Source organism: Bradyrhizobium quebecense, from assembly GCF_013373795.3.
In the GTDB taxonomy this organism is placed as follows: Bacteria; Pseudomonadota; Alphaproteobacteria; order Rhizobiales; family Xanthobacteraceae; genus Bradyrhizobium; species Bradyrhizobium quebecense.
Genome location: NZ_CP088022.1, coordinates 3,914,208 through 3,935,645 on the forward strand (window position 1 = coordinate 3,914,208; position 21,438 = coordinate 3,935,645).

Genomic DNA, 21,438 nt, shown 5'->3' on the forward strand with positions numbered 1-21,438 from the left:
GCACTTCGTGAGCGCGACCTCAGCCCGCCCCTCGCACGCCGCGCAGCCCTCGGGCGGCGCCTTCATTCTCAAGAAAGCCCTGATCAGCGCATTGGTCGCGCTGGTGCTGTTCTCGCTGATGATCGGCGTGCGCACCGAGGCCGGACCGCAAGGCGGCCTGATCTACTGGACGCGGTTCGGCGACCTCGCCGCGATGGTCGCCACCGTGTTCGGCGGCAGCATCGTCGTCGAGTTGCTGCGGCAATGGTGGGGGCCGGTCGACAAGGACAGCATTGTGCCGAAGCCGGTGCAATCGGCGATCTCGTTCGCCGGCCGCTGGCTGGCGCCCGCGCTCCTGGTGTTCACCTTCCTCGTACCCGTCATCTTCTACGACCAGCGCTACATTCTCGACCTGTCGATCCTGGTCCTGACCTATGTGATGCTGGGATGGGGATTGAACGTCGTGGTCGGCCTCGCCGGCCTGCTCGACCTCGGCTATGTCGCCTTCTATGCGGTCGGCGCCTATTCCTACGCGCTGCTTGCGACCAATTTCGGATTGTCGTTCTGGGTCTGCCTGCCGCTCGCCGGCATCCTCGCGGCGTTCTGGGGCGTGCTGCTCGGCTTCCCGGTGCTGCGGCTGCGCGGCGATTATCTGGCGATCGTGACGCTCGCTTTCGGCGAGATCATCCGCCTCGTCATCATCAACTGGCAGAGCCTGACCGGCGGCCCCAACGGCGTATCGGGGATTCCCCGCCCGACCATGTTCGGCATTCCGCTGACGCCGGGCGATGACGGGCTCGCCGCCAAGCTCGGCATCGAGTTCTCGCCGACCCACCGCCTCGTCTTCCTGTTCTATCTGATCCTGGCGATGGCGCTGCTCACCAACTGGGTGACCATCCGGCTGCGGCGGCTGCCGATCGGCCGCGCCTGGGAGGCGCTGCGCGAGGACGAGGTCGCCTGCCGCGCGCTCGGCATCAACACCACGACCACCAAGCTGACGGCATTCGCGACCGGCGCGATGTTCGGCGGCCTCGCCGGCGCGTTCTTCGCCACGCGGCAGGGCTTCATCAGCCCGGAATCCTTCACCTTCCAGGAATCGGCGCTGGTGCTGGCGATCGTCGTGCTCGGCGGCATGGGCTCGCAGCTCGGCGTCGCGCTTGCCGCGCTCGCCATGATCGGCGGCTTCGAATTGTTCCGCGGCCTCGATCAATACCGCATGCTGGTGTTCGGCATCGCGATGGTGCTGTTGATGATCTGGCGGCCGCGCGGGCTGATCGGCCATCGCGCGCCCACCGTGTTCCTGGAGCGCAACCAGGCGATCTCCTCCGACCTCGTCAAGGAGGGCCACGGATGAGCGGCGACCACATCCTCACCGTCGACCGCCTGATGATGCGCTTCGGCGGCATCGTCGCGGTCAACGAGCTCTCCTTTGCGGCCGAGCGACGCAAGATCACCGCGCTGATCGGGCCGAACGGCGCCGGCAAGACCACCGTCTTCAACTGCATCACCGGCTTCTACCGGCCGAGCGGCGGCGCGATCCGCCTCGCCCATGATGACGGCCGCACCATCCAGCTCGAGCGGCTGAACGATTTCCGCATCTCCAAGCAGGCCAAGGTGGCGCGCACCTTCCAGAACATCCGGCTGTTTCCCGGCATGACCGCGCTGGAAAACCTGATGGTCGCCCAGCACAACGCGCTGATGCGCGCCTCGGGCCTGACCCTGCTCGGCCTGCTCGGCCTGCCGTCCTGGCGCGAGGCCGAAGCGCGCGCCATCGAGCTGGCGCGGACCTGGCTCAATCGCGTCGGCCTGCTCGACCGCGCCGACGACGCGGCGGGCAATTTGCCCTATGGCGACCAGCGCAGGCTCGAGATCGCGCGCGCGATGTGTACTGAACCTGCGCTGCTCTGCCTCGACGAGCCCGCGGCCGGACTGAATGCGCGCGAGAGCGGCGGCCTCAACGAACTGCTGCTGTCGATCCGCAACGAACAGGGCACCTCGATCCTGCTGATCGAGCACGACATGTCGGTCGTGATGGAGATCTCCGATCACATCGTGGTCATGGACTACGGCGTCAAGATCGCCGAAGGCACGCCGCAAGCGGTGCGCGACGACCCCAAGGTGATCGCCGCCTATCTCGGCGCCGACGAGGAAGAGGCGATCGCCGTGATGGAGAGCGGCACGTGAGCTCGGCAGCGGCAACCACACCCCTGCTCGCGGTGCGCGGCGTGCGTGCGGCGTATGGCAAGATCGAGGCGCTGAAGGGCGTCGACATCGAGATCAATCGAGGCGAGATCGTCGCGCTGATCGGCGCCAATGGCGCCGGCAAGTCGACGCTGATGATGACGATCTTCGGCCGGCCGCGCGCCCGCGCCGGCCGCATCGAATTCGACGGCCATGACATCACTGGCGTGCCGACCCACGAGATCGCGCGGCTGCGCATCGCGCAATCGCCCGAGGGCCGGCGGATCTTTCCGCGCATGAGCGTCGCGGAAAACCTGCAGATGGGCGCCGATGCCACCGAATGCAGCGAGGCCGAGCGCGAAGCCGGGCTGGAGCGCGTGTTCGCGCTGTTTCCGCGGCTGAAGGAGCGCGTCGCACAACGCGGCGGCACGCTCTCGGGCGGCGAGCAGCAGATGCTCGCGATCGGCCGCGCCCTGATGAGCCGGCCGCGCCTGTTGATGCTGGACGAGCCTTCGCTCGGCCTCGCGCCGCTGATCGCGCGCCAGATCTTCGATGCCATCCGCACGCTGAACCGGCAGGACGGCCTCACCGTGCTGATCGTCGAGCAGAACGCCAACCATGCGCTGAAGCTCGCCCATCGCGGCTACGTCATGGTCAACGGCCTGATCACGCTGGCCGGAACCGGCGCCGAATTGCTGCAGCGCCCGGAAATCCGCGCCGCCTATCTGGAAGGCGGCCGCCGCGGCTAGCTCACCCCTGAGCGCCGCCCCTTGCAGCGGGATGCGGCTGATGCAGCGTCGATTTGCCTGAAAATTGCCGGTGACTTCGCTGCGAAATCAGCCGAGAATGCCCGCGGTTTTGGGGCCCGGCGTGCCGGGCCCTTCCGCAAGAGGCAACGACCACGAGGGACGTCTCATGAAATCACTGAAGCTGATCGGCCTGGCACTGGGCGCTTCGTTCGCATTATCGGCGAGCGCGTTCGCGCAAGACATCACCATCGCAGTCGCGGGCCCGATGACGGGCTCCGAATCCGCTTTTGGCCGGCAGATGAAGAACGGCGCCGAGCAGGCAGTCGCCGACATCAACGCCGCCGGCGGCGTGCTCGGCAAGAAGATCGCGCTGGAAGCCGACGACGATGCCTGCGATCCGAAGCAGGCGCGCTCGATCGCGGAAAAGATCGGCTCCGCGAAGATCCCGTTCGTGGCCGGCCATTTCTGCTCGTCGTCCTCGATCCCGGCCTCCGAGGCCTATGCCGACGCCAACGTGCTGCAGATCACCCCGGCCTCGACCAACCCGCTGTTCACCGAGCGCAAGCTGTGGAACGTGGCGCGCGTCTGCGGCCGTGACGACCAGCAGGGCCTGGTCGCCGCCGACTACATCATGAAGAACTTCAAGGGCAAGAACGTCGCCATCCTGAACGACAAGACCACCTACGGCAAAGGCCTCGCCGACGAGACCAAGAAGGCGCTGAACAAGGCCGGCTTCCAGGAGAAGATGTTCGAGTCCTACAACAAGGGCGACAAGGACTTCAACTCGATCGTCTCGCGCCTGAAGCGCGACAACATCGATCTGGTCTATGTCGGCGGCTATCATCAGGAAGCCGGCCTGATCCTGCGCCAGATGCGCGACCAGGGCCTGCAGACCGTGTTGATGGCGGGCGACGCCATGAACGACAAGGAGTTCGCCTCGATTACCGGCCCCGCCGCCGAAGGCACGCTGTTCACCTTCGGCCCCGATCCGCGCAACAAGCCGACCGCGAAGGCGATCGTCGAGAAGTTCAAGGCCAAGAACATCGATCCCGAAGGCTACACGCTCTACACTTACGCCGCGATGCAGGTGTGGACGCAGGCCGTCGCCAAGGCCGGCACCACCGACGCCAAGAAGGTGATGGACACCATCAAGGCCGGCGACTGGGACACCGTGCTCGGCAAGATGGGCTTCGACGCCAAGGGCGACATCAAGGCGATCGACTACGTCGTCTACAAGTGGGACGCCAAGGGCAACTACACCGAGATCAATCCGAAGGGCTCCTGAGCCTCTCGCGTCTTGATCCCATCAGGGAGACGAAACGCCCCGGTCAGCCGGGGCGTTTTTTTGACCGGATACCCGCAAGTCTTGCCAACGTCCTGGCAGGTCCCTGCTCACGCGCGGTCAAAGGTTGCTGCATTCGCCGCGGCTGCTATACCGGGTCGATCGGACAGCAGGCGGACGGACTCAATCGTGAAAAACCTTCTCACCGATATTGCCGGCGTCAGCGTCGGCCACGCCGACGACGCCGTGATCGCCTCGGGCGTCACCGCGATCCTGTTCGAGCGGCCGGCGGTCGCCTCGATCGATGTCCGCGGCGGCGGTCCGGGCACCCGCGAGGACGCGCTGCTGTCCCCGCATAACGTCGTCGAGGCGATCGACGGCATCACGCTGTCCGGCGGCTCCGCGCTCGGGCTTGACGCGGCCGGCGGCGTGCAGGCCTGGCTCGCCGAGCGCGGCCGCGGCTTTCGCATCCGCGATGCGGTGATCCCGATCGTGCCGGGTGCGATCTGCTTTGATCTGCTCAACGGCGGCAACAAGGCGTGGGGACGCTTTCCGCCCTATCGCGATCTCGGCTACGCGGCGGCGAATACCGCCTCCGATAATTTCGAGCTCGGCAGCGTCGGCGCGGGCATGGGCGCCACCACCGCCAATTTGAAGGGCGGCCTCGGCTCGGCATCGGCCGTCACCGACGACGGCGTCAAGGTCGCAGCGCTCGCGGTGGTCAACGCGGTCGGCAGCGTCACGGTCGGCAGCGGCCCGTGGTTCTGGGCGGCGCCGTTCGAGGTCGATAGCGAGTTCGGCGGTCGCGGCCTGCCGCCCGCGTTCACGCCGGACATGCTGAAGCTGCGGCTGAAGGGCGGCGCGGACGCTACCGCCGCCGAGAACACCACGCTCGTCGTTGTCGTGACCGATGCGCAGCTGACCAAGCCGCAGGCGAAGCGCCTTGCGATGATCGCGCAGACCGGCATGGCGCGCGCGATCTATCCCGTGCACGCCCCGCTCGATGGCGACGTGGTGTTTGCCGCGGCCACGGGCGCCAAGCCGGTCGATCCGCTGTTCGGGCTGACCAAGCTCGGCGCGATCGCCGCCAACACGGTGGCGCGCGCCATCGCGCGTGGCGTCCATTCAGCCACCGCCCTGCCCTTCCCCGGCGCGCTGCCGAGCTGGCGGGACAGATTCGGTTAGGGCCGCGAAGGCAGTGCGCTCCCTCGCCCCGTTCTTACGGGGAGAGGGTTGGGGTGAGGGGCTTTCACCGCGTCGACGGTGATAGACTGACTCGCGGAGACTCCCCCTCACCCGGAACGCATCTTACGATGCGTTCCGGCCTCTCCCCGCACGCGGCTATCAGATTCACACATTCTGAAGCCTTAGATTGGCGCCGTATTTGATGGCGTGGAACTTGGCAAGGCCGATGCGGATGACTTTGGGACCCGGCTTGCCGTAGTAGCCGGTCCAGCCGCCGAGGCGTGCGATGACCCAAGCGACAAAGGCCAGGGATCCCTTCGGGTGCGGATTGCGTTGCCGCTCGGTCTTGCCTTCGAGCCGGGCGGAGACGGCTTCGAGGATGGGTTGGTCGTCCGGCTCGAAGGCATCGCTCAGGAGCTGATCCGTGTTGCCGTCGCGGGCCTGGACGAGTTGCTTGATGGTGATGGCCGCAACGGCTGCAGCAGCGACGAAGTTGATCATGGCCTGCGGGTCGCCGATATCGGCTTCCTCTATATCGAAGCCTGCCGTCTTGAGCGTACGGAAGAACTCCTCGATCACCCAACGCGTCCGGTAGAAGCCGACCACTTGACGCGCGTCGTTCAATGTAGCGACAGCGTGGGTAGTCAAAAGCCGCCAATGCACAGGTGCGCTACCGTCTTTCGGCTCCGATACCTCGCGGACATCGACCAGCGTCAGGTGAACCGTCTCGGGCAACGTCGGATCGGCTCCATGGAGCGGCCGGCATACGGCCACCGGCGCGAAGCGCACTGCGAACTCGGTATCGCGCGCGCGCCGTCCTGGTGCGGCGGGGACCGTCATGGCAACGCGCCCTTGTTCGGCCTGGGCGTCGATGAAGGTGAACAGCAAATCCGGGTCTTCTTCGGACCCCTCGATCCGCCGATTCTGGCAGGCCCTCACAACCAATTCGACGTTTTGCGGACGCTTCACGAACAGTTCGTAAAAGTCGCTTTCGCGGTCCGATACCATCGTGACGCTGGCCGCCGCAGCCAGTACCTCACCCGCCCGTTCGCTGCTCTCGATCCATCGTTGCGATTCCTTAGCCGCCGTCGCCCGCTTGCGCCGTGGTGCCAACTCCTCTCGGTTACGGTTCCAGACCTGCATCGAGACCAGACCGAGCAACCCTTGCGTCTCGGCCTCTACCGCCAGTGCCACATGCAGCAACAAACCCGCGGCATTGCCTTTGGCGACCGGTCCGTAGCATTGTCGCGACCGCCGGCCGCCCAAGATCAATTCCGACGTGTCCTGTGCGACAACAACATGCCGACCAGCCGCTCGCTGCCCGGTGAGGTCTCCGGCATGCCGTGACATCTCTGCGGCCGTCACCGACGGATTGTGAAGAAGCCGGCGAAACTGCATCTCGCCCGCACGGTCCTCACCGAGGCGGCGGATGCACGAGCCAGGCCGGGCCACCAGCGCCGCATGCAGCCGCGCCCCCTTTTTCCAGGCGACGATCGCCAAATCGTCCCAGTCCATATGCCACCCCGGCCATCAAAACCTCCACCGGCTTGCCTACCGATAGAGAATCCCGCTTTACCGCTAATCGCAACCCAGATGTGTGAATGCGATAGCCGCACGCGGGGCGAGGCGAGACTGCCTGCTCTATTTAATGCGAAGTGTCTCGCCCTAGGCGCTGACCGACAGCGACGACGAGGCCTGGGCGGAGATCGCCTGCGACTGGCGCTGGATCAGCTGCTCGATGAAATTGTAGGACGAGGTCGCGTTGCTGCCCGCGGAAGACGAGGTCGTGCTGCTGGTAGTGGAAGCGGCGGCCGCCGACGTCATCGACACCTTGGAGCCGTCGGCATAGGTCGTCGTCGTGGTGGTCGAGCCGTCGCTGTTGGTCACCGAGGTCGAGGTGGCGCCGTTCAGCGCCTGCATCAGCGGATCGGAGCTCGATCCACCCGAACCACTGCTGGCGCCAGATCCATCGGTCGCGCCGCCGGCCGCGTGGTGATGGTGATGGCCGCCGCCCTTGTGGCCCTGCAACGCCTGCGACATCTCGTCGAGGCTGACGCTGCCGTCGCCATTGGCATCGAGCTTGGAGAACACGTCGTCGGCCTGCGCGATGTTGGTGCCGCCGGCGCCGAGCGCATTCTCGAATTCGGTCTTGGTGATCTGGCCGTTGCCGTCGGCGTCGATCTGCGAGAACAGATCCTTCAGCGCATCCGACCGGCTGGTCGGGGTCGCGCTCGTCGAGGCCGTGGTCTGCGACTGGCTCTGCGCGTCGAGCAGCGCGCTCATGGTCAGCGGCGAAATCTGCGTGGAGCTACTGCTGCCCGAGCCGGTAGCCGTGCTGCTGCTGGTCGACATCGAGGTACTGGTCGAGGCCGAGAACAGGCCGGTCGACTGATTTCCCTGCGTGGAGCTGCCGGTCTGTGTCGTCGACTTCGACGACATCAGCGAGCTCAAAAGATCAATGGCGGATGACGCAGCGCCAATGGCAAATAACATGGCAATACTCCAACAAGGCCGCGCCTGGCGGCTCAAACGCTTGCCAAAAGCGCAGCAAGGGGCGTGCCATGGCAAAAACTCAATAAAACCAGGCCTTGGCGCATCGATGCGAGTTCCGCGCACCCGGCAAGAGCTGCCGCCGGCGGCAGAATTTTCCGGCTCCAAGGTGCCGTCCGCTCGCATTGCCCGCCACGCGTCCGCGTGTTAGGCGGGTTCACCCGTCGCCCCCTGAAGCCTTTCGGAACTGCGTTATGACTCAGTCATTCACCCCGCGTCCCCTCGTCATCGCTCCGTCGATCCTGGCGTCGGATTTCTCAAAGCTCGGCGAGGAGGTCCGCGCCGTCGACCAGGCCGGCGCCGATTGGATCCATCTCGACGTGATGGACGGACACTTTGTTCCAAACATCTCGTATGGCCCCGATGTCATCAAGGCGATGCGGCCGCACACCAAAAAGATCTTCGACGCCCATCTGATGATCTCGCCCTGCGACCCCTATCTCGAGGCCTTCGCCAAGGCGGGCTGCAACCACATCACGGTGCATGCCGAGGCCGGTCCGCATTTGCATCGCTCGCTGCAGGCGATCCGCGCGCTCGGCAAGAAGGCCGGCGTCTCGCTCAATCCGGCAACGCCGGCAAGCGCGATCGAATATGTGCTCGACCTGATCGACCTCGTGCTGGTGATGTCGGTCAATCCCGGCTTCGGCGGCCAGGCCTTCATCCGCTCGGCGATCGGCAAGATCTCTGACGTCAGGGCGATGGTCGCGGGGCGCCCGATCGACATCGAGGTCGATGGCGGCGTCGCGCCCGATGTCGCGGGCCAGCTCGCCGCCGCCGGCGCCAACGCCTTTGTCGCGGGCTCCGCTGTCTTCAAGGGTGGCACCGTCGAGGCCTACAAGACCAACATCGCTGCGATCCGCCATGCGGCCGCCGAGGCGCGCGGCGAAGCGATCTGACAGAGCGTTTTCGAGCGAAGTGGGTACCGGTTCGCGTGAAGAAAACGCGTCCAAACAAGAATCCAGAACTTCGGTTCTGATCCGATCAGAACCGAAGTTCTAGAATAATGCGGGCGGCGTGACCGCGGCGCTGGCCGCAGGGTCCGCCGCGCCGTCGCCGTCTTCGGCCTCCGTCGCCGGCGTCAGCCGCGACGGCCGCACCACGGTCACCGTGCACGGCGCTTCGCCGGCGACCTTGGCGGAGACGCTGCCGAGCAGCGCGCGCCGCATCGAGTTCTGCCGCGCGCCGATGATGATGTGGTCGACCAGATTGACCGCGGCGAATTCCAGGATGGCGGCGGCGGGATCGATCGCCTCCAGCACATGCACGGTCAGCCGCCCCTCCTCGAGCCTGAACGGCCGCGCCCAATGCTGGAGCGCCACCAGGCGGTCGACATGCTTGTTCTGGCCCTGCTCGTCATGGGTGCGGTCGATCGCCAGGCGATTGAGCTTCAGCACGTTGACGCAGGCGAGCCGCGCCGACGGCGACGTCGACAGCACCTGCTCGGCGGTGACGCGGATGGTCTCGTTCAGCGCCTCGGTCCCCTCGCCGAGATCGAGCGCGACGGCGACAATCGGGCTCGAGGTGAGTTGCGCCGCGACATCGGACTTCGGCTGCGGCGGGGCCGCGCCGAGATTGAAGCGGCGGCGCCACACCGTGCCGAGCGGATCGCGATCGAGCCGCCGCGCCCGCGCCGTCAGCTTCACCTGTTCGGGATGACCGAGATCGAAGGCAAGCTGCGCCGCGGTCGGATAGCGCGCCGCCGGGTCGATCTCCAGACAGCGCAGCACGATCTCCTGCAACCATGGCGGATAGTCGGGCTTCAGCTTGCGCGGCGGATACGGGTCGCGCCACAGCCGGCGGCGCATGCCGCGCAGGGTCTCGGTCTCGCCGAACGGGCGAACGCCGGTGGTGAAGAAATAGAGCAGCACGCCGAGCGAAAACAGGTCGCTGCGCGGATCGTCGCGCACCCCGAGCAGGCGCTCCGGCGCCATGTAGGGCGCGGTGCCGTAAGGCAGCCGAAACTCCTCCTGCAACAGGTCGGGCAGATGCTGGTGATGCGAGAGACCGAAATCGATCAGCACCGCCTCGCCGCGCTCGCGGAACATGATGCTGCTCGGCTTGATGTCGTGATGGATGACGTTCTGCCGGTGCAGGCTGGCGAGCGCGGTCGCGACCTTGCCGCCGATCACCCTCACTTCCTCATACGGCAACGGCAGCGCGTCGAGCCGCTTGTAGAGCGTCTGGCCCGGGATGCGCTCCATCACCACGTAGGCCTGACGCTCGAAGTCGCCGGTGCCGAAACAGGCCGGCACGTGCGGACCCGACAGCCGCGGCAGGATCATCTGCTCCATCTCGAAGCTGACGATCGCGGCCGGATCCTCGCCCTCCGAGGTGAGCGGCACCTTCATCAAAAGCGGCACATTGATGCCCGGATGGGTGACGCTCCACAGCGTCGCCATGCCGCCGCGGTGCACCCGCTCGCCGATGGTGAAGCCATCGATCTCGGCGCCCGCCTGCATCGTCAGCGCCGCCATCTGCATTACCTGCCGATCGGCAGGCGGTCGGCGAGCCAGAGCGGCAGGCCGCTGGCCTTGATCCGCGCCGCGGCAGTCGCGACGTCATAGGGCACGCGGTGATAGGTGATCTCGCGGCTGATGGTGTCGAACATCGCAAACGAAGCCGCCGGATCGCCGTCGCGCGGCTGGCCGACCGAGCCGAGCACGGCGAGCCAGCGCCGCCCCGTCAACAATTGCACCGCGACGCCCGCGGTCGGAACGAAGCTGGTCATCTTCGCGGTCGAGGACATCGAGTAGAGGCCCGGACGATGGATGTGGCCGCAGAAGGTGATCTGCAATTCGGTTGCCATCATGCTGCGCGCGGCGTCGGAGGTGTCACGGACGTAGCGCCACTTCGCGGGGTCTGACGCCTCGGAATGCACGTAGAGCCGGTTGTCCTCTTCCCGCGACATCGGAAGCTCGGCGAGGAACTCCTTCTGCCCGGCGCTGAGCCGGCCGCGGGTCCAGTAGATGGCGGCCTGTGCATCGGCATTCATGCTGTCGCTCGGCACGCCGATCGCATTGTCATGATTGCCGCGCACCGCGATCGCGCCCTTGGCGACGAGGTCCTTCACAGTATCGACGGCCCATTCGGGATCGGCGCCATAGCCGACGATATCGCCGAGGCAGATCAGCCGCTCGGCGCCGCGCGCACGCGCGGCATCCAGGCAGGCCGCGAAGGCCTGCCGGTTGGCATGAATATCGGCAAAGAGTGCAAGCCGCATCGAGGTCCGCGCCGTTGATCCCTGCCCAATATCAAGCACACGCGGCCCCGGGCTCGCAATCGGGCCAAAGGCATCAGATGATCAGGGTATGTCGGAAGAACGGTCGGTTAGTGCTTGCACACCCGCACGCCCCGCAGCAGCAGGGCGATGAGGGCGTCGATCCGCGACGGGCATTCGGGCTTGGCCCATTCCTCGGCATGCGCCGGGTGGTGGTAGCGGACGGTGGCGTCGAACACGGCCCGCGCGGTCGCCTTCACATTATCGACCTCGAACACGCCCTGCGCGACACCGTCGGTCAGGATTTTCGCGATCAGATCGACCTGCTTGTCCTTGTAGGCTTCCACCACTTCGCGCGCGTCCTGCGCGAGTGCGAGGTAGGTCGCGAACATCTCGGGATCGTCGCAGACCTTCTTCTGCTTGATCGTGAAGGCGGTGCGCAGCCATTTCTCCAGCCGTTCCGGCGCAGGGCCATCGCTTGCCGCGAGCTTGCACAGCGGCTCGTTGGCGCGGTCGAGCCAGCGTTTGGCGACCGCATCGCGGAGCGAGGCTTTGCTGGGAAAATGGCGGTACACGCTGCCGTGGCTGACATCCAGCGCACGGGCAACGTCGACAACGGTGGCCTTGGCGAGCCCGAAGCGCCTCAAAACATCCTCGGTTGCTTCGAGGATCCGCTCGGGTGTCAATACCACCGCCTCGTTCATGCGTTTACCGTCTGGTTAGCGCTGTCCTGCCCGCGGCTGAACTTGGCAGCCTGGGCTGCCAGATGGCGGGCGACGCGAAGATTGAGCCACTGTTGAATCTGGGCGGTCAATTGAAAGATTTCTATCGTCATGGAGGTAGTCCTTCGAGGTAGTCAAATTAAGTACGGCTCCCCGGCCAAATACCGGAACAGCCACTGGGCGCCCTCCTCCCTTGGGCTCGTGAGTATATAGACCATCCCGCTGACAGATTTCAATATCTGTCAGACAAACTTTGCGAGATGACAGCTATGCGATCCCGACGGGCCCCCTGCGGCCCGGCCGTGCGGCGCACTACACCGTTCCGTGAGCGGCCGGGGCGACAGCCAGTCCGTGCCTATGTACCCCTCAGGGCTACCCGGGAGAGGTTTGCATGGACCGGCCGATGACCTTCAAGGAGATCGCCAAGATCACCGCGGGCGCGGTGGTCTCGCTCGTTATCGTCGGGTGGCTGATGGTTCTCGCGATCGCATTCCTGACAGTGCTCTGAGGCACTGGAACCGGGCTCCGGAATCGAAAGGGGCCGCTTCACGCAGCGGCCCCTTTGCCGGGAAAATGGCTTGGGGATGAAATCTAGCCCCGGTTAGCCCCAAGACTACACGGTTCACGGAATTGAGGAATTCCGGATGACTACTGTCCACCCGGCTGACCGATTATTGGCGATCCCTATTTTTATGCCATCCTCGTGTTGGTTGCATCCAGCTATTGTTGCTCGTCCTTGGGCGGCATCCGGGGCGGTGGCAGCGGCGTGAAGACCGATCCTTGCGCGCCGGCCGGCGGCGGCACGAAGGTCCCGGTGGTGGAGTCGCCGCCGGTGGTCTCCAGAAGCGTCTTCGGCGTGATGTACTCCCTGACGAAATCCATGATGGTCCCGTCGCCGCCGCCGAAATCGGCTGCCCGTCCGCCCTGCGGATGCCCGGCCTTGATCTCGTTGTCGGCGGTGTGGGTCTGCTCGGCCAACGCGTCGCTATAGGGAATCCGGAAGGCGCGCGGCACCGCGCTCGGCCGGTTGTCTTCATCAAGCTCCTCAACCCAGAGATAGATCGAGCCCGGATCGCCCTCCAACGAATGCGGCTCCACGATCCGCGTCGACAGCAGCTTGAAATTCGCCGGCAGCTTTTCCGCGGAGGCCCAGCCGAGCAGGCCGCGCATGCCGCCGAAGCTGACGAAATAGAACGCGCTGGTCACGACGATCACGATCGCCTTCAGCGACCAGTGCAACCGCGCATAGACCAGCACGATCAGCAGCAGCGCGCCGACCGCCGCGTAGGCGACCGCAAGCGTGAGAATCACCGACTGCAGACTAATCACGGCGCATCCTCACCCCGGTCTTCGGGTCGAGATCGGCGCCGTTGGCGTGGACGTTACGAAACGTCTCCAACAGCGATTTCGGCCGCTGGTCCACGTTGATCACCTTGCCCTCGGCGTCGATGCGAAACCTGACCGCGGTCTTCTCGTCGCCGGTGTGAGTGACGGTCAGCTTGTCGTCGAAGATGACCTGCGCCGTCGGATTGAGCTTCTGCACCTTCACATTGGCCTGCACCGGCTCGCCGGTCGTCGCCTGGAAATGCGAGACGTTGACGGTGTATTCGCCGGCGACGATGCCGCGCAAGGTGACGATCTCCTCGCGGATCGGCGACGCGATCTTCTTGCCGTTGACCACGATGAAGTCGTTGGCGCCGCCGCGATCGTCGCGATCGAGCGTCAGGAAGCCGGCCTCGCGATGCCGGTACCAGGCGATGTTGCCGGCCGGGTCCTGCACGAACAGGTCGAGATCGTCAGGATGGTTGTCCGGCCAGTCCAACGTGATGATGAACTCCGCCTTGGAGTCGATCTTGCCTTCCTTGGAATCCGGCGACACCGCGAGCAGCGCGAGGAAGAACAGGAAGGCGACGACCTGCAGCGCCTTGAACAGCATGACACCGAGGGGATCGAATGCTTCCTCGCGCGGATAGAGCCCGAACTCGTCCATCATGGCGGCGTTCCAAGGGGCGTACCAAGCCGACGCTCCAACGCCGGGGTGACGTGCGTCTCGGTCAGCACGACCGCATCGGAGAACACCCGCTGGGTCGCGGAATCCAGCATGTAGTACTGGATCCGGACCAGGATCGATCCGATCAGCCCGGCCAGCGTCGTGTACATCGCGACCGCCATGCCGTCGCTCATCAGGCCCATCGACGATTTCATCGCGACCTTGTCGGCGGCATCGAGGGAGGCGATCGGCGCCAGCATGATAATGAAGCCGATGATGGTGCCGAGCAGGCCGAGCTTCATCAGCGTGTCGGAGACGAAGGCGCCAAACCCGTTCGAGCCGCGCAGGCGATCGGCCAGCGTCCGCAGCAGCAGGGTCTGGTCGATGCGGCCTTTGGCTTGCGCGTCAGCTTTCTGCACCAGGCTCTTGATGTGATCGGTGACGAGGCCACGGGGCAGGCCGCGCGCATCCGATGCAAGCGCCTCTGATACAAGCAGCTTGGCACCGTCGGGCGTGGCGAGGATGGCGCGGCAGCCGCGCGCGACCTCGCCTTCCCGCGCAATCGCCCGCGTCCGCCAGAAGCAATGGACGCAGGTGACGATGTAGAGCGCGGCGATGACGCTGGAAATGTAGGTGCGATCGGAACTGACCATGAGGCGGATCAGCCCGTAACGCCACAGCAGGAAGGCGGCGAACACCGAAAGGCCGGTAAAGATCATCCAGAGCAGCAGGACGCTACGCTCCGCCGCATCCGTGCCGGCCGATGCGGCGGCGCCGACCTTGGCATTCATGCTGCGTGATCTCCCTGTGACGATTGTTCCATGAGGCTCCGCGGTGGCCTCGCCTCCCGTTAGAGCAGAGCCTGCGGGCGCCGTCCAAAGACATCTGCCCAAGTTTCGTCGGGCAAATTTCCCGACCTGCATCGCTGCGCATGCTTGCACTTGCCGGGAACGGGGTTGCTGTTACGCTTCCCCCTCTTTCTGCATCATGCTCCGGCCGTGGAGTGATCGCATGCGCCTCGTGCTTCAACTGGTTGCCCGCCTGCTCGTCATCGTCGCGCTGTGCCTCGGCGCGGCTACCGTCTGGGCCACGATCGATGCCTATCGCAGCGTCGATCGCGCCACGTCGGCGTCCGCCGAGCGGGTCTCGCAGGCGCTTGAAGCATTGTACTGGCGCGAATTGCTGCTGCGCAGCAACCGGATGCGCGAGCAACTGCTACCGGCGCCGGACTGGCGCACCATCGAAACCATGGGACTGATCGCGCCGGGGATCTGCGTGCAGTTCGAACCGGCCAGCGCCTTCGAGAAGCCGCTCTGCGGCCAGAGCAAGGGGATCGGCAAGTCCCCGCCGCGCTGGTTCGCGGCAACCGTGCAGACGGTGCTCGGCGATCACGCCACCGTCGAGCGGCCGATCAGCGCCCGCACCGCCACCGCCGGAACCGTCCGCGCCATCTCCGATCCGGACGCCGCGATCGCGCTCGCCTGGCAGCACATCCTGGACAACATCCATGTCGCGCTCCTGATGGCGCTCGCCATCGCGCTGCTCGCCTCGCTCGCGATCGCGCATACGCTGGCGCCCGCCCACTCGATCGTGTCGGCGCTGCGGCGCATGGCCGAGGGCGAGTACCGCACGCCGCTGCCGCGCGTCCGCTCGATGGATCTCGCGATGATCGGACGCGCCGTCGGCGATCTCGGCGACCGCCTCGCGCAGGCCGAGGAGGAGCGCACGATGCTGACGCGGCGGCTGCTCGAAATCCGCAACGACGAACGCCGCGCGCTGGCCCGCGAGCTGCACGACGAGTTCGGCCAAAACCTCACCGCGATCCTCGCCTTCGCCACCACGATCGAGGCAAGCGCCGGCGACAAATACGCCGCCGGCACCGAAATTGCGCAGGATGCACGGATGATCTCGCAGGCCACGCGCCGCATCATCGCCTGCCTGCGCGATACGTTGAACCGCCTGCGCCATCCGCCGGCCGAGGAGCTCGGGCTCGAGGCAAGCCTGGTCGATCTGGTCGACAGCTGGCGATCGCGCACGACGCAGCCGATGATCCAGCTCGATTTGCAGGGCGATCTTGCCGACATCAGCGGCACGGTCGCCGCGACTGCCTATCGCATCGCGCAGGAGTGCCTGACCAATGCGCTGCGCCACAGCGCCGCGCGCGAGATCGTGCTGCGGATCGAGCGGCGCACCGGAACCGAGAACGCGCTCTTGGTGCGGGTCGAGGACGACGGCGGCGGCGATGCCGCCAAGGTGGCGCAGTCGGCGGGCTTCGGCCTCACCGGCGTCAGCGAGCGCGTCGCAGCCCTCGGCGGTTCGCTGTCGATCGCGCGCGCCAGCCGCGGCCTCTCCGTCGCCGCCACGATTCCGCTCGCCGCCTGAGATGACGATGGCCGCAATGACAACGAACGTGAAGAGTCGCGGCATCTCGATCCTCTTGGTGGACGATCATCCCGTCGTCCGCCAGGGCTACCGGCGCGTGCTCGAGCATCAGGACGATTTCAGCGTGGTCGCCGAGGCCGACAACGCCGCCAATGCCTACCGCGCCTTCAAGTCGCACCAGCCCGATGTAGTGGTGATGGACATCTCGATGCCCGGCGCGAGCGGACTGGAAGCGATCCGCAACATCCGCGCGCGCGATGCCGACGCCCGCATCCTGGTGTTCAGCATGCACAGCGAGGCCGCCCAGGTGAAGGCGGCGTTCGGCGCCGGCGCCAGCGGCTTCGTCACCAAGGGCAGCGAGCCGGCCGAGCTGATCGCGGCGATCCGCTCAGTGGCGCGCGGCGAGCATGCGATGAGTGACGACGTCGCCCGGGTGCTCGCGCTGGAGAGCCTGGTGCCGTCCAAATCGGCCCTCGACCAGCTCGGCGAGCGGGAGATCGAGATTCTCCGGCAGTTCGCGGCCGGCAGCACCAAGGAACAGATCGCTGTAAACCTCAACCTCAGCACCAAGACCGTGCAGAACTACCACTATCTGATCAAGGCCAAGACCGGCATGCGGACCGACGCCCAGCTGGTCCGCCTGGCCGTCGAATGCGGGTTGGCGAATTTGTAGCCGCCTTGTAGCCCGGGTGAGCGCAGCGCCCCCGGGATCGGCCGCGCGGCCTCGGATATCGCTGCGCTGATCCAGGCTACGGCCACCACGCCGGCTATTTTGGCCGGTTTTCCGCACTATATTCCCTGTTAGTGGCCCCGCCCCGCTCGATTCGGAGTGCGCAATGATTCCCCGTTATTCCCGCCCGGAAATGGCTTCCATCTGGGAGCCGCAGACGCGTTTCAAGATCTGGTTCGAGATCGAGGCGCATGCCGCCGACGCGCTGGCCGAACTCGGCGTGATCCCCAGGGAAGCCGCCAAGACGATCTGGGCCAAGGGCAAGGACGCCACCTTCGACGTCGCGCGGATCGACGAGATCGAGCGTGAGACCAAGCACGACGTCATCGCCTTCCTGACCCATCTCGCAGAAATCGTCGGCCCCGAGGCGCGCTTCGTGCACCAGGGCATGACCTCTTCCGACGTGCTCGACACCTGCCTCAACGTCCAGCTCAAGCGCGCCGCCGACCTCTTGATCGCCGATCTCGACCGGGTGCTGGCGGCGCTGAAGACGCGCGCCTTCGAGCACAAGATGACGCCGACCATCGGCCGCTCCCACGGCATCCATGCCGAGCCGGTCACCTTCGGCCTCAAGCTCGCCTATGCCCATGCCGAGTTCGCGCGCGCACGCGCCCGCCTGGTCGCGGCGCGCGACGAAATCTCGACCTGCGCGATCTCCGGCGCGGTCGGCACCTTTGCCCAGATTGACCCGTGGGTCGAAGAGCACGTCGCGAAAGCGATGGGCCTGCGGCCGGAGCCGGTCTCGACGCAAGTGATCCCGCGCGACCGCCACGCAATGTATTTTGCCACCCTCGGCGTGATCGCCGCCTCGGTCGAACGGCTCGCCGTGGAAGTGCGCCATCTGCAGCGCACCGAGGTGCTGGAAGCGGAAGAGTTCTTCTCCGAGGGCCAGAAGGGCTCGTCGGCGATGCCGCACAAGCGCAACCCGGTGCTGTCGGAGAACCTCTCCGGCCTGTCGCGCATGGTGCGCGCCTATGTGACGCCGGCGCTGGAAAACGTCGTGCTGTGGCACGAGCGCGACATCTCGCACTCCTCGGCCGAGCGCATGATGGCCCCCGACGCCACCGTCACGCTCGACTTCGCGCTGGTCCGGCTCGCCGGCCTGATCGAGAAGCTCCTGATCTATCCGCAGAACATGCAGAAGAACCTCGACCGGCTCGGCGGCCTGGTGCATTCGCAGCGCGTGCTGATCGCGCTGACCCAAAAGGGCGCCAGCCGCGAGGACGCCTACAAATTCGTGCAGCGCAACGCGATGCCGGTCTGGCGCGGCGAAGGCGACTTCCAGACGCTGCTGAAGCAGGACGCGGACGTGAAGAAATACCTGACGGATGCCGAGATCGAGGAAAAATTCGACCTCGGCTATCACCTCAAGCATGTCGACACGATCTTCAAGCGGGTGTTCGGGGAGAGCTGAGGGTTTCTCTGTCATTCCGGGGCACGCGCACCGCGCGTGAACCCGGAATGACGGTCGCTTTCGCGTGACAAGTCGCCGGGTTAGGCTACGCTGCCCGCCTTACAAAGCTCACAAGAAACGGACGCTCCCTATGCCCATCGTCAATCGCGTTGCCGCCCTCTCGGATGAAATGGCCGCCTGGCGCCATGACTTCCACGAGAACCCCGAACTGCTCTACGAGGTCCACCGCACGGCCGGAATCGTTGCCGACAAGCTGCGCGAGTTCGGCTGCGACGAGGTGGTGACGGGGATCGGACGCACCGGCGTGGTCGGCGTGATCCGCGGCCGCAAGTCCAATTCGGGCAAGACCATCGGGCTGCGCGCCGACATGGACGCGCTGCCGATCGCCGAGGCCTCGGGCGTCGCCTACGCCTCGAAGATCCCCGGCAAGATGCACGCCTGCGGCCATGACGGCCACACCGCGATGCTGCTGGGCGCCGCAAAATATCTCACCGAGACCCGCAATTTCGACGGCACCGCGGTCGTGATCTTCCAACCTGCCGAGGAAGGCGGCGCCGGCGGCAAGGCGATGGTCGACGACGGGCTGATGACCCGCTGGGGCATCCAGGAGGTCTATGGCCTGCACAACATGCCCGGCCTGCCCGAGGGCTATTTCGCGACGACACCCGGCCCGATGCTGGCCTCGTCGGACACGTTGAAGATCGTCGTCCGCGGCAAGGGCGGCCACGCCGGCGCGGCCCCGCACGAAGCGGTCGACAGCGTCCTGATCGGCGCCCAGATCATCAATGCGCTGCAATCGATCGTGTCGCGCAATGTCGATCCGCTCAAATCGGCGGTCATCTCGATCACCATGTTCGAGGCCGGTACTGCGTTCAACGTGATCCCGGAGACCGTCACGCTGGGCGGCACCGTGCGCACGCTCGATCCCGGCGTGCGCGATCTGGTCGAGCGCCGGATCGGCGAGGTCGCCTCCAGCATTGCCAAAGCCTATGGTGGATCGGCCGAGACCGACTATGGGCGGATGTATCCGGTGACGCTGAACCACGCGCGTGAGGCCGGCGTCGCCGCCGAGGTCGCCCGTGACGTGGTCGGCGCCGATCGCGTCAACGACAATCTGGTACCGGTGATGGGCGCCGAGGATTTTGCGTTCATGCTCGAAGCGCGTCCCGGCGCGTTCGTCTTCCTCGGCATGGGCGACGGCCCGATGTGCCACCACCCGGCCTACAAGTTCAACGACAACATCCTCGGCCACGGCGCCTCCTACTGGGTGCGGCTGGTCGAGAAGCAGATGCCGGCGGGTTAGCACCGCCCACGCGCCGTTGACGAACATGACGCCGGTCGCGATCAATTCGCGCCGGCGTCATCATTTTCACGAGCGCGGCTGCTGTTGCGTCATGCAGTGAATGCCGCCCGCCGCCGGCAGCGATGCCGTGACTTGGCGATCGTCCGCTCGTCCTGAGCGCGTGAGCCTAACGAGCACCGTCCACCTCACCGGCGCCCATCATCCGCGCGGCGACGCGGCCGCGCTTGACGAAATGATGGAAGGCGACCGCGGCGAGGTGCAGCACGATCAGCCCGAGCAACACATAGGCGAAGAAGATGTGGCGATGCTCAAAGGCATCCGCCGCCGCCTTGTCGGGCGAGGTGATCTGGGGAACGTGGAGCAGGCCGAAGAAGCTCGAATAGTCCTGGTCGCGGGATCCGGAATGCGCCCAGCCCAGCATCGCGACCAGGATGGTGACGGCATAGAGCGCACCATGGTTGACGCGGGCGGCGATCCGCTGCCAGGCGGGCATGTCGGCCGGCAGCGCCGGCGTCGGATTGACGCCGCGCCAGAGCAGCCGCAGCACGGTCAGCAGCAGCACCAGATAGCCGATATCGGCATGGATCGACCGGTAGAAGAACTTGTCCGCCCGCGCCGGGAAGTGGTTCATCCACCAGCCATAGGCCAGCATGCCGATGATGGTGATGCCCAGCACCCAGTGGAACGCACGGGCGAGCGAGCCCCAGCTCGCGGTCGTATTGCGGATCATGGTCGAGTTGCCCCGTTTGGATTTCGCACGTCGCAGCAATAGTTTGCCGTGATCCTTGCAGGGATAGGTCAAGGCCATATGAAATTCCCGGCTTCACCGCCTTTTGTCGGCCGCAGAGGCCGGCTAGCCAAAACAACTGAATGGTAACCCTGCCTCGGATAGACTTGTCACCGTGTCCACTCCCCCGACCATCCTCGTCTTCGATTCCGGCCTCGGCGGCCTCACCGTGCTGCGCGAGATCGTCCGCGCCCGGCCCGACGCGCACTATGTCTATGTCGCCGACGACGCCTTCTTCCCCTATGGCCACCACACCGAGGACGAGATCATCGCGCGGGTGGTGCCGCTGGTCGGCGAGTTGACCGAGGCCCATGCGCCCGACCTCGTCGTGATCGCCTGCAACACGGCATCCACCCTGGTGATGTCGCATTTGCGCGACGCCTACCGCCTGCCCTTCGTCGGCACGGTGCCGGCGATCAAGCCGGCCTGCGCCTCGTCGAAAACCAGGCGCGTCTCGGTGCTCGGCACCAGGGGCACCGTGAAGCGCGAATATACCCGCAAGCTGATCTCGGATTTCGCGCAGGGCTGCGAGGTGACTCTGGTCGGTTCCGGCGAGCTCGCCTCGCTGGCGGAAGCCGCGCTCAGCGGCGACAGCGTGCGCGACGAGGATATTGCGGCGGAGCTCGCACCCTGCTTCGTCGGCAACGGCCCCAATGACCCCGCCCGCACCGATACCGTCGTGCTCGCCTGCACGCATTATCCGCTGCTGATGGAACGCCTGACCAGGCTCGCGCCCTGGCCGGTCGACTGGATCGATCCGGCGCCCGCGATCGCCCGCCGCGTCGCCGATTTGCTCGGTCCAGCCGGCATGGAGAGCGATGGGGCCGGCGCCGAGATGATCTTCACCTCGAAGCGCCCGCATGCGCTGACAGAGGCGCTGACGCCGTTCTTCGGCGGCCGCGTTCCGGCCTGATCCTTTTCGCCGTCACCATGTGCTGCTAGCTTCCCCTCGCCTCATCGAGGGAGC

The 21,438-nt window shown here is 66.0% G+C and carries 21 protein-coding genes; 11 read left to right on the top strand and 10 right to left on the bottom strand.

What is annotated here, in order from left to right; translation table 11 throughout:
• Nucleotides 1-7: 7 nt before the first annotated feature.
• The 5 genes from livM (at nucleotide 8) to HU230_RS19055 (ending at nucleotide 5,376) form a co-directional block, all read left to right on the top strand.
• The gene (gene livM, locus HU230_RS19035; protein ID WP_275948960.1) at nucleotides 8-1,333 is read left to right on the top strand and encodes a high-affinity branched-chain amino acid ABC transporter permease LivM; all 1,326 of its coding nucleotides are present in this window, start codon (nucleotides 8-10) and stop codon (nucleotides 1,331-1,333) included.
• Nucleotides 1,330-2,163, top strand: a complete 834-nt coding sequence (locus HU230_RS19040; RefSeq protein ID WP_176530346.1) for an ABC transporter ATP-binding protein — start codon at nucleotides 1,330-1,332, stop codon at nucleotides 2,161-2,163. The genes livM and HU230_RS19040 overlap by 4 nt, the downstream gene beginning before the upstream one ends.
• Nucleotides 2,160-2,909: an ABC transporter ATP-binding protein gene (locus tag HU230_RS19045; protein ID WP_176530345.1), complete on the top strand. Its 750-nt coding sequence runs from the start codon at nucleotides 2,160-2,162 to the stop codon at nucleotides 2,907-2,909. The genes HU230_RS19040 and HU230_RS19045 overlap by 4 nt, the downstream gene beginning before the upstream one ends.
• Before the next feature lie 166 nt (nucleotides 2,910-3,075).
• On the top strand, nucleotides 3,076-4,194 hold the full coding sequence (locus HU230_RS19050) for a branched-chain amino acid ABC transporter substrate-binding protein (RefSeq protein ID WP_176530344.1): 1,119 nt from the start codon (nucleotides 3,076-3,078) through the stop codon (nucleotides 4,192-4,194).
• 186 nt (nucleotides 4,195-4,380) lie between these two features.
• On the top strand, nucleotides 4,381-5,376 hold the full coding sequence (locus HU230_RS19055; RefSeq protein WP_176530343.1) for a P1 family peptidase: 996 nt from the start codon (nucleotides 4,381-4,383) through the stop codon (nucleotides 5,374-5,376).
• A gap of 165 nt (nucleotides 5,377-5,541) precedes the next feature.
• Here the strand turns inward: HU230_RS19055 and HU230_RS19060 are convergent, their stop codons facing one another.
• Nucleotides 5,542-6,891: an IS4 family transposase gene (locus HU230_RS19060; RefSeq protein WP_224943366.1), complete on the bottom strand. Its 1,350-nt coding sequence runs from the start codon at nucleotides 6,889-6,891 to the stop codon at nucleotides 5,542-5,544.
• 150 nt (nucleotides 6,892-7,041) lie between these two features.
• Nucleotides 7,042-7,869, bottom strand: a complete 828-nt coding sequence (locus tag HU230_RS19065) for an EF-hand domain-containing protein (RefSeq protein ID WP_176530342.1) — start codon at nucleotides 7,867-7,869, stop codon at nucleotides 7,042-7,044.
• Nucleotides 7,870-8,120: 251 nt separating this feature from the next.
• Between HU230_RS19065 and rpe the strand changes: the two genes are divergently transcribed.
• On the top strand, nucleotides 8,121-8,822 hold the full coding sequence (gene rpe, locus HU230_RS19070; RefSeq protein WP_176530341.1) for a ribulose-phosphate 3-epimerase: 702 nt from the start codon (nucleotides 8,121-8,123) through the stop codon (nucleotides 8,820-8,822).
• A gap of 99 nt (nucleotides 8,823-8,921) precedes the next feature.
• Here rpe and HU230_RS19075 read toward each other — a convergent pair whose 3' ends face one another.
• The 7 genes from HU230_RS19075 to HU230_RS19100 all read right to left on the bottom strand — a co-directional run bounded on the left by HU230_RS19075 (nucleotide 8,922) and on the right by HU230_RS19100 (nucleotide 14,646).
• Nucleotides 8,922-10,400, bottom strand: a complete 1,479-nt coding sequence (locus HU230_RS19075) for a serine/threonine protein kinase (RefSeq protein ID WP_176530340.1) — start codon at nucleotides 10,398-10,400, stop codon at nucleotides 8,922-8,924.
• A gap of 5 nt (nucleotides 10,401-10,405) precedes the next feature.
• Nucleotides 10,406-11,146: a metallophosphoesterase family protein gene (locus HU230_RS19080; protein WP_176530339.1), complete on the bottom strand. Its 741-nt coding sequence runs from the start codon at nucleotides 11,144-11,146 to the stop codon at nucleotides 10,406-10,408.
• A 107-nt stretch (nucleotides 11,147-11,253) separates the two neighbouring features.
• A complete protein-coding gene (locus HU230_RS19085; protein ID WP_176530338.1) occupies nucleotides 11,254-11,847 on the bottom strand; it encodes a TetR/AcrR family transcriptional regulator in 594 nt (197 codons plus the stop codon).
• Nucleotides 11,844-11,978 carry a hypothetical protein gene (locus HU230_RS43665; protein WP_275948961.1) on the bottom strand — a complete coding sequence of 45 codons (135 nt, stop codon included), beginning with the start codon at nucleotides 11,976-11,978 and terminating at the stop codon, nucleotides 11,844-11,846. Before HU230_RS43665 ends, HU230_RS19085 begins: the two co-directional genes overlap by 4 nt.
• A 607-nt stretch (nucleotides 11,979-12,585) precedes the next feature.
• Nucleotides 12,586-13,194 (bottom strand): hypothetical protein, encoded by a 609-nt coding sequence (locus tag HU230_RS19090; RefSeq protein ID WP_176530337.1) that lies wholly within the window; start codon nucleotides 13,192-13,194, stop codon nucleotides 12,586-12,588.
• Nucleotides 13,187-13,858, bottom strand: a complete 672-nt coding sequence (locus HU230_RS19095) for a hypothetical protein (protein WP_176530336.1) — start codon at nucleotides 13,856-13,858, stop codon at nucleotides 13,187-13,189. The genes HU230_RS19090 and HU230_RS19095 overlap by 8 nt, the downstream gene beginning before the upstream one ends.
• Nucleotides 13,855-14,646, bottom strand: a complete 792-nt coding sequence (locus tag HU230_RS19100) for a MotA/TolQ/ExbB proton channel family protein (protein ID WP_176530335.1) — start codon at nucleotides 14,644-14,646, stop codon at nucleotides 13,855-13,857. The genes HU230_RS19095 and HU230_RS19100 overlap by 4 nt, the downstream gene beginning before the upstream one ends.
• Nucleotides 14,647-14,866: 220 nt before the next feature.
• Between HU230_RS19100 and HU230_RS19105 the strand changes: the two genes are divergently transcribed.
• From HU230_RS19105 to HU230_RS19120, 4 genes are all read left to right on the top strand, one after another.
• Nucleotides 14,867-16,237, top strand: coding sequence for a sensor histidine kinase (locus tag HU230_RS19105; RefSeq protein WP_176530334.1), 1,371 nt, complete (start codon nucleotides 14,867-14,869; stop codon nucleotides 16,235-16,237).
• 16 nt (nucleotides 16,238-16,253) lie between these two features.
• Nucleotides 16,254-16,910, top strand: coding sequence for a response regulator (locus HU230_RS19110; protein WP_224924493.1), 657 nt, complete (start codon nucleotides 16,254-16,256; stop codon nucleotides 16,908-16,910).
• Nucleotides 16,911-17,073: 163 nt separating this feature from the next.
• A complete protein-coding gene (gene purB / locus HU230_RS19115) occupies nucleotides 17,074-18,381 on the top strand; it encodes an adenylosuccinate lyase (RefSeq protein ID WP_176530332.1) in 1,308 nt (435 codons plus the stop codon).
• Nucleotides 18,382-18,511: 130 nt separating this feature from the next.
• On the top strand, nucleotides 18,512-19,684 hold the full coding sequence (locus tag HU230_RS19120; RefSeq protein WP_176530331.1) for a M20 aminoacylase family protein: 1,173 nt from the start codon (nucleotides 18,512-18,514) through the stop codon (nucleotides 19,682-19,684).
• A 166-nt stretch (nucleotides 19,685-19,850) separates the two neighbouring features.
• On the opposite strand, the gene HU230_RS19125 is transcribed toward HU230_RS19120, so the two are convergent.
• Nucleotides 19,851-20,414, bottom strand: coding sequence for a cytochrome b (locus tag HU230_RS19125; protein ID WP_176534962.1), 564 nt, complete (start codon nucleotides 20,412-20,414; stop codon nucleotides 19,851-19,853).
• Between the two features lie 172 nt (nucleotides 20,415-20,586).
• Between HU230_RS19125 and murI the strand changes: the two genes are divergently transcribed.
• Entirely contained in the window at nucleotides 20,587-21,384 is a 798-nt protein-coding gene (murI, locus tag HU230_RS19130; RefSeq protein WP_176530330.1) for a glutamate racemase, read from the top strand.
• The last annotated feature ends 54 nt before the right edge of the window (nucleotides 21,385-21,438 follow it).

Coding starts and splice junctions, on each gene's coding strand:
- HU230_RS19040 (WP_176530346.1), top strand. CDS start 1,330: ATGAGCGGCGACCACATCCTCACCGTCGACCGCCTGATGATGCGCTTC.
- HU230_RS19050 (WP_176530344.1), top strand. CDS start 3,076: ATGAAATCACTGAAGCTGATCGGCCTGGCACTGGGCGCTTCGTTCGCA.
- HU230_RS19060 (WP_224943366.1), bottom strand. CDS start 6,891: ATGGACTGGGACGATTTGGCGATCGTCGCCTGGAAAAAGGGGGCGCGG.
- HU230_RS19065 (WP_176530342.1), bottom strand. CDS start 7,869: ATGTTATTTGCCATTGGCGCTGCGTCATCCGCCATTGATCTTTTGAGC.
- rpe (WP_176530341.1), top strand. CDS start 8,121: ATGACTCAGTCATTCACCCCGCGTCCCCTCGTCATCGCTCCGTCGATC.
- HU230_RS19075 (WP_176530340.1), bottom strand. CDS start 10,400: ATGGCGGCGCTGACGATGCAGGCGGGCGCCGAGATCGATGGCTTCACC.
- HU230_RS19080 (WP_176530339.1), bottom strand. CDS start 11,146: ATGCGGCTTGCACTCTTTGCCGATATTCATGCCAACCGGCAGGCCTTC.
- HU230_RS19085 (WP_176530338.1), bottom strand. CDS start 11,847: ATGAACGAGGCGGTGGTATTGACACCCGAGCGGATCCTCGAAGCAACC.
- HU230_RS43665 (WP_275948961.1), bottom strand. CDS start 11,978: ATGACGATAGAAATCTTTCAATTGACCGCCCAGATTCAACAGTGGCTC.
- HU230_RS19095 (WP_176530336.1), bottom strand. CDS start 13,858: ATGATGGACGAGTTCGGGCTCTATCCGCGCGAGGAAGCATTCGATCCC.
- HU230_RS19100 (WP_176530335.1), bottom strand. CDS start 14,646: ATGAATGCCAAGGTCGGCGCCGCCGCATCGGCCGGCACGGATGCGGCG.
- HU230_RS19105 (WP_176530334.1), top strand. CDS start 14,867: ATGCGCCTCGTGCTTCAACTGGTTGCCCGCCTGCTCGTCATCGTCGCG.
- HU230_RS19110 (WP_224924493.1), top strand. CDS start 16,254: ATGACAACGAACGTGAAGAGTCGCGGCATCTCGATCCTCTTGGTGGAC.
- purB (WP_176530332.1), top strand. CDS start 17,074: ATGATTCCCCGTTATTCCCGCCCGGAAATGGCTTCCATCTGGGAGCCG.
- HU230_RS19120 (WP_176530331.1), top strand. CDS start 18,512: ATGCCCATCGTCAATCGCGTTGCCGCCCTCTCGGATGAAATGGCCGCC.
- HU230_RS19125 (WP_176534962.1), bottom strand. CDS start 20,414: ATGATCCGCAATACGACCGCGAGCTGGGGCTCGCTCGCCCGTGCGTTC.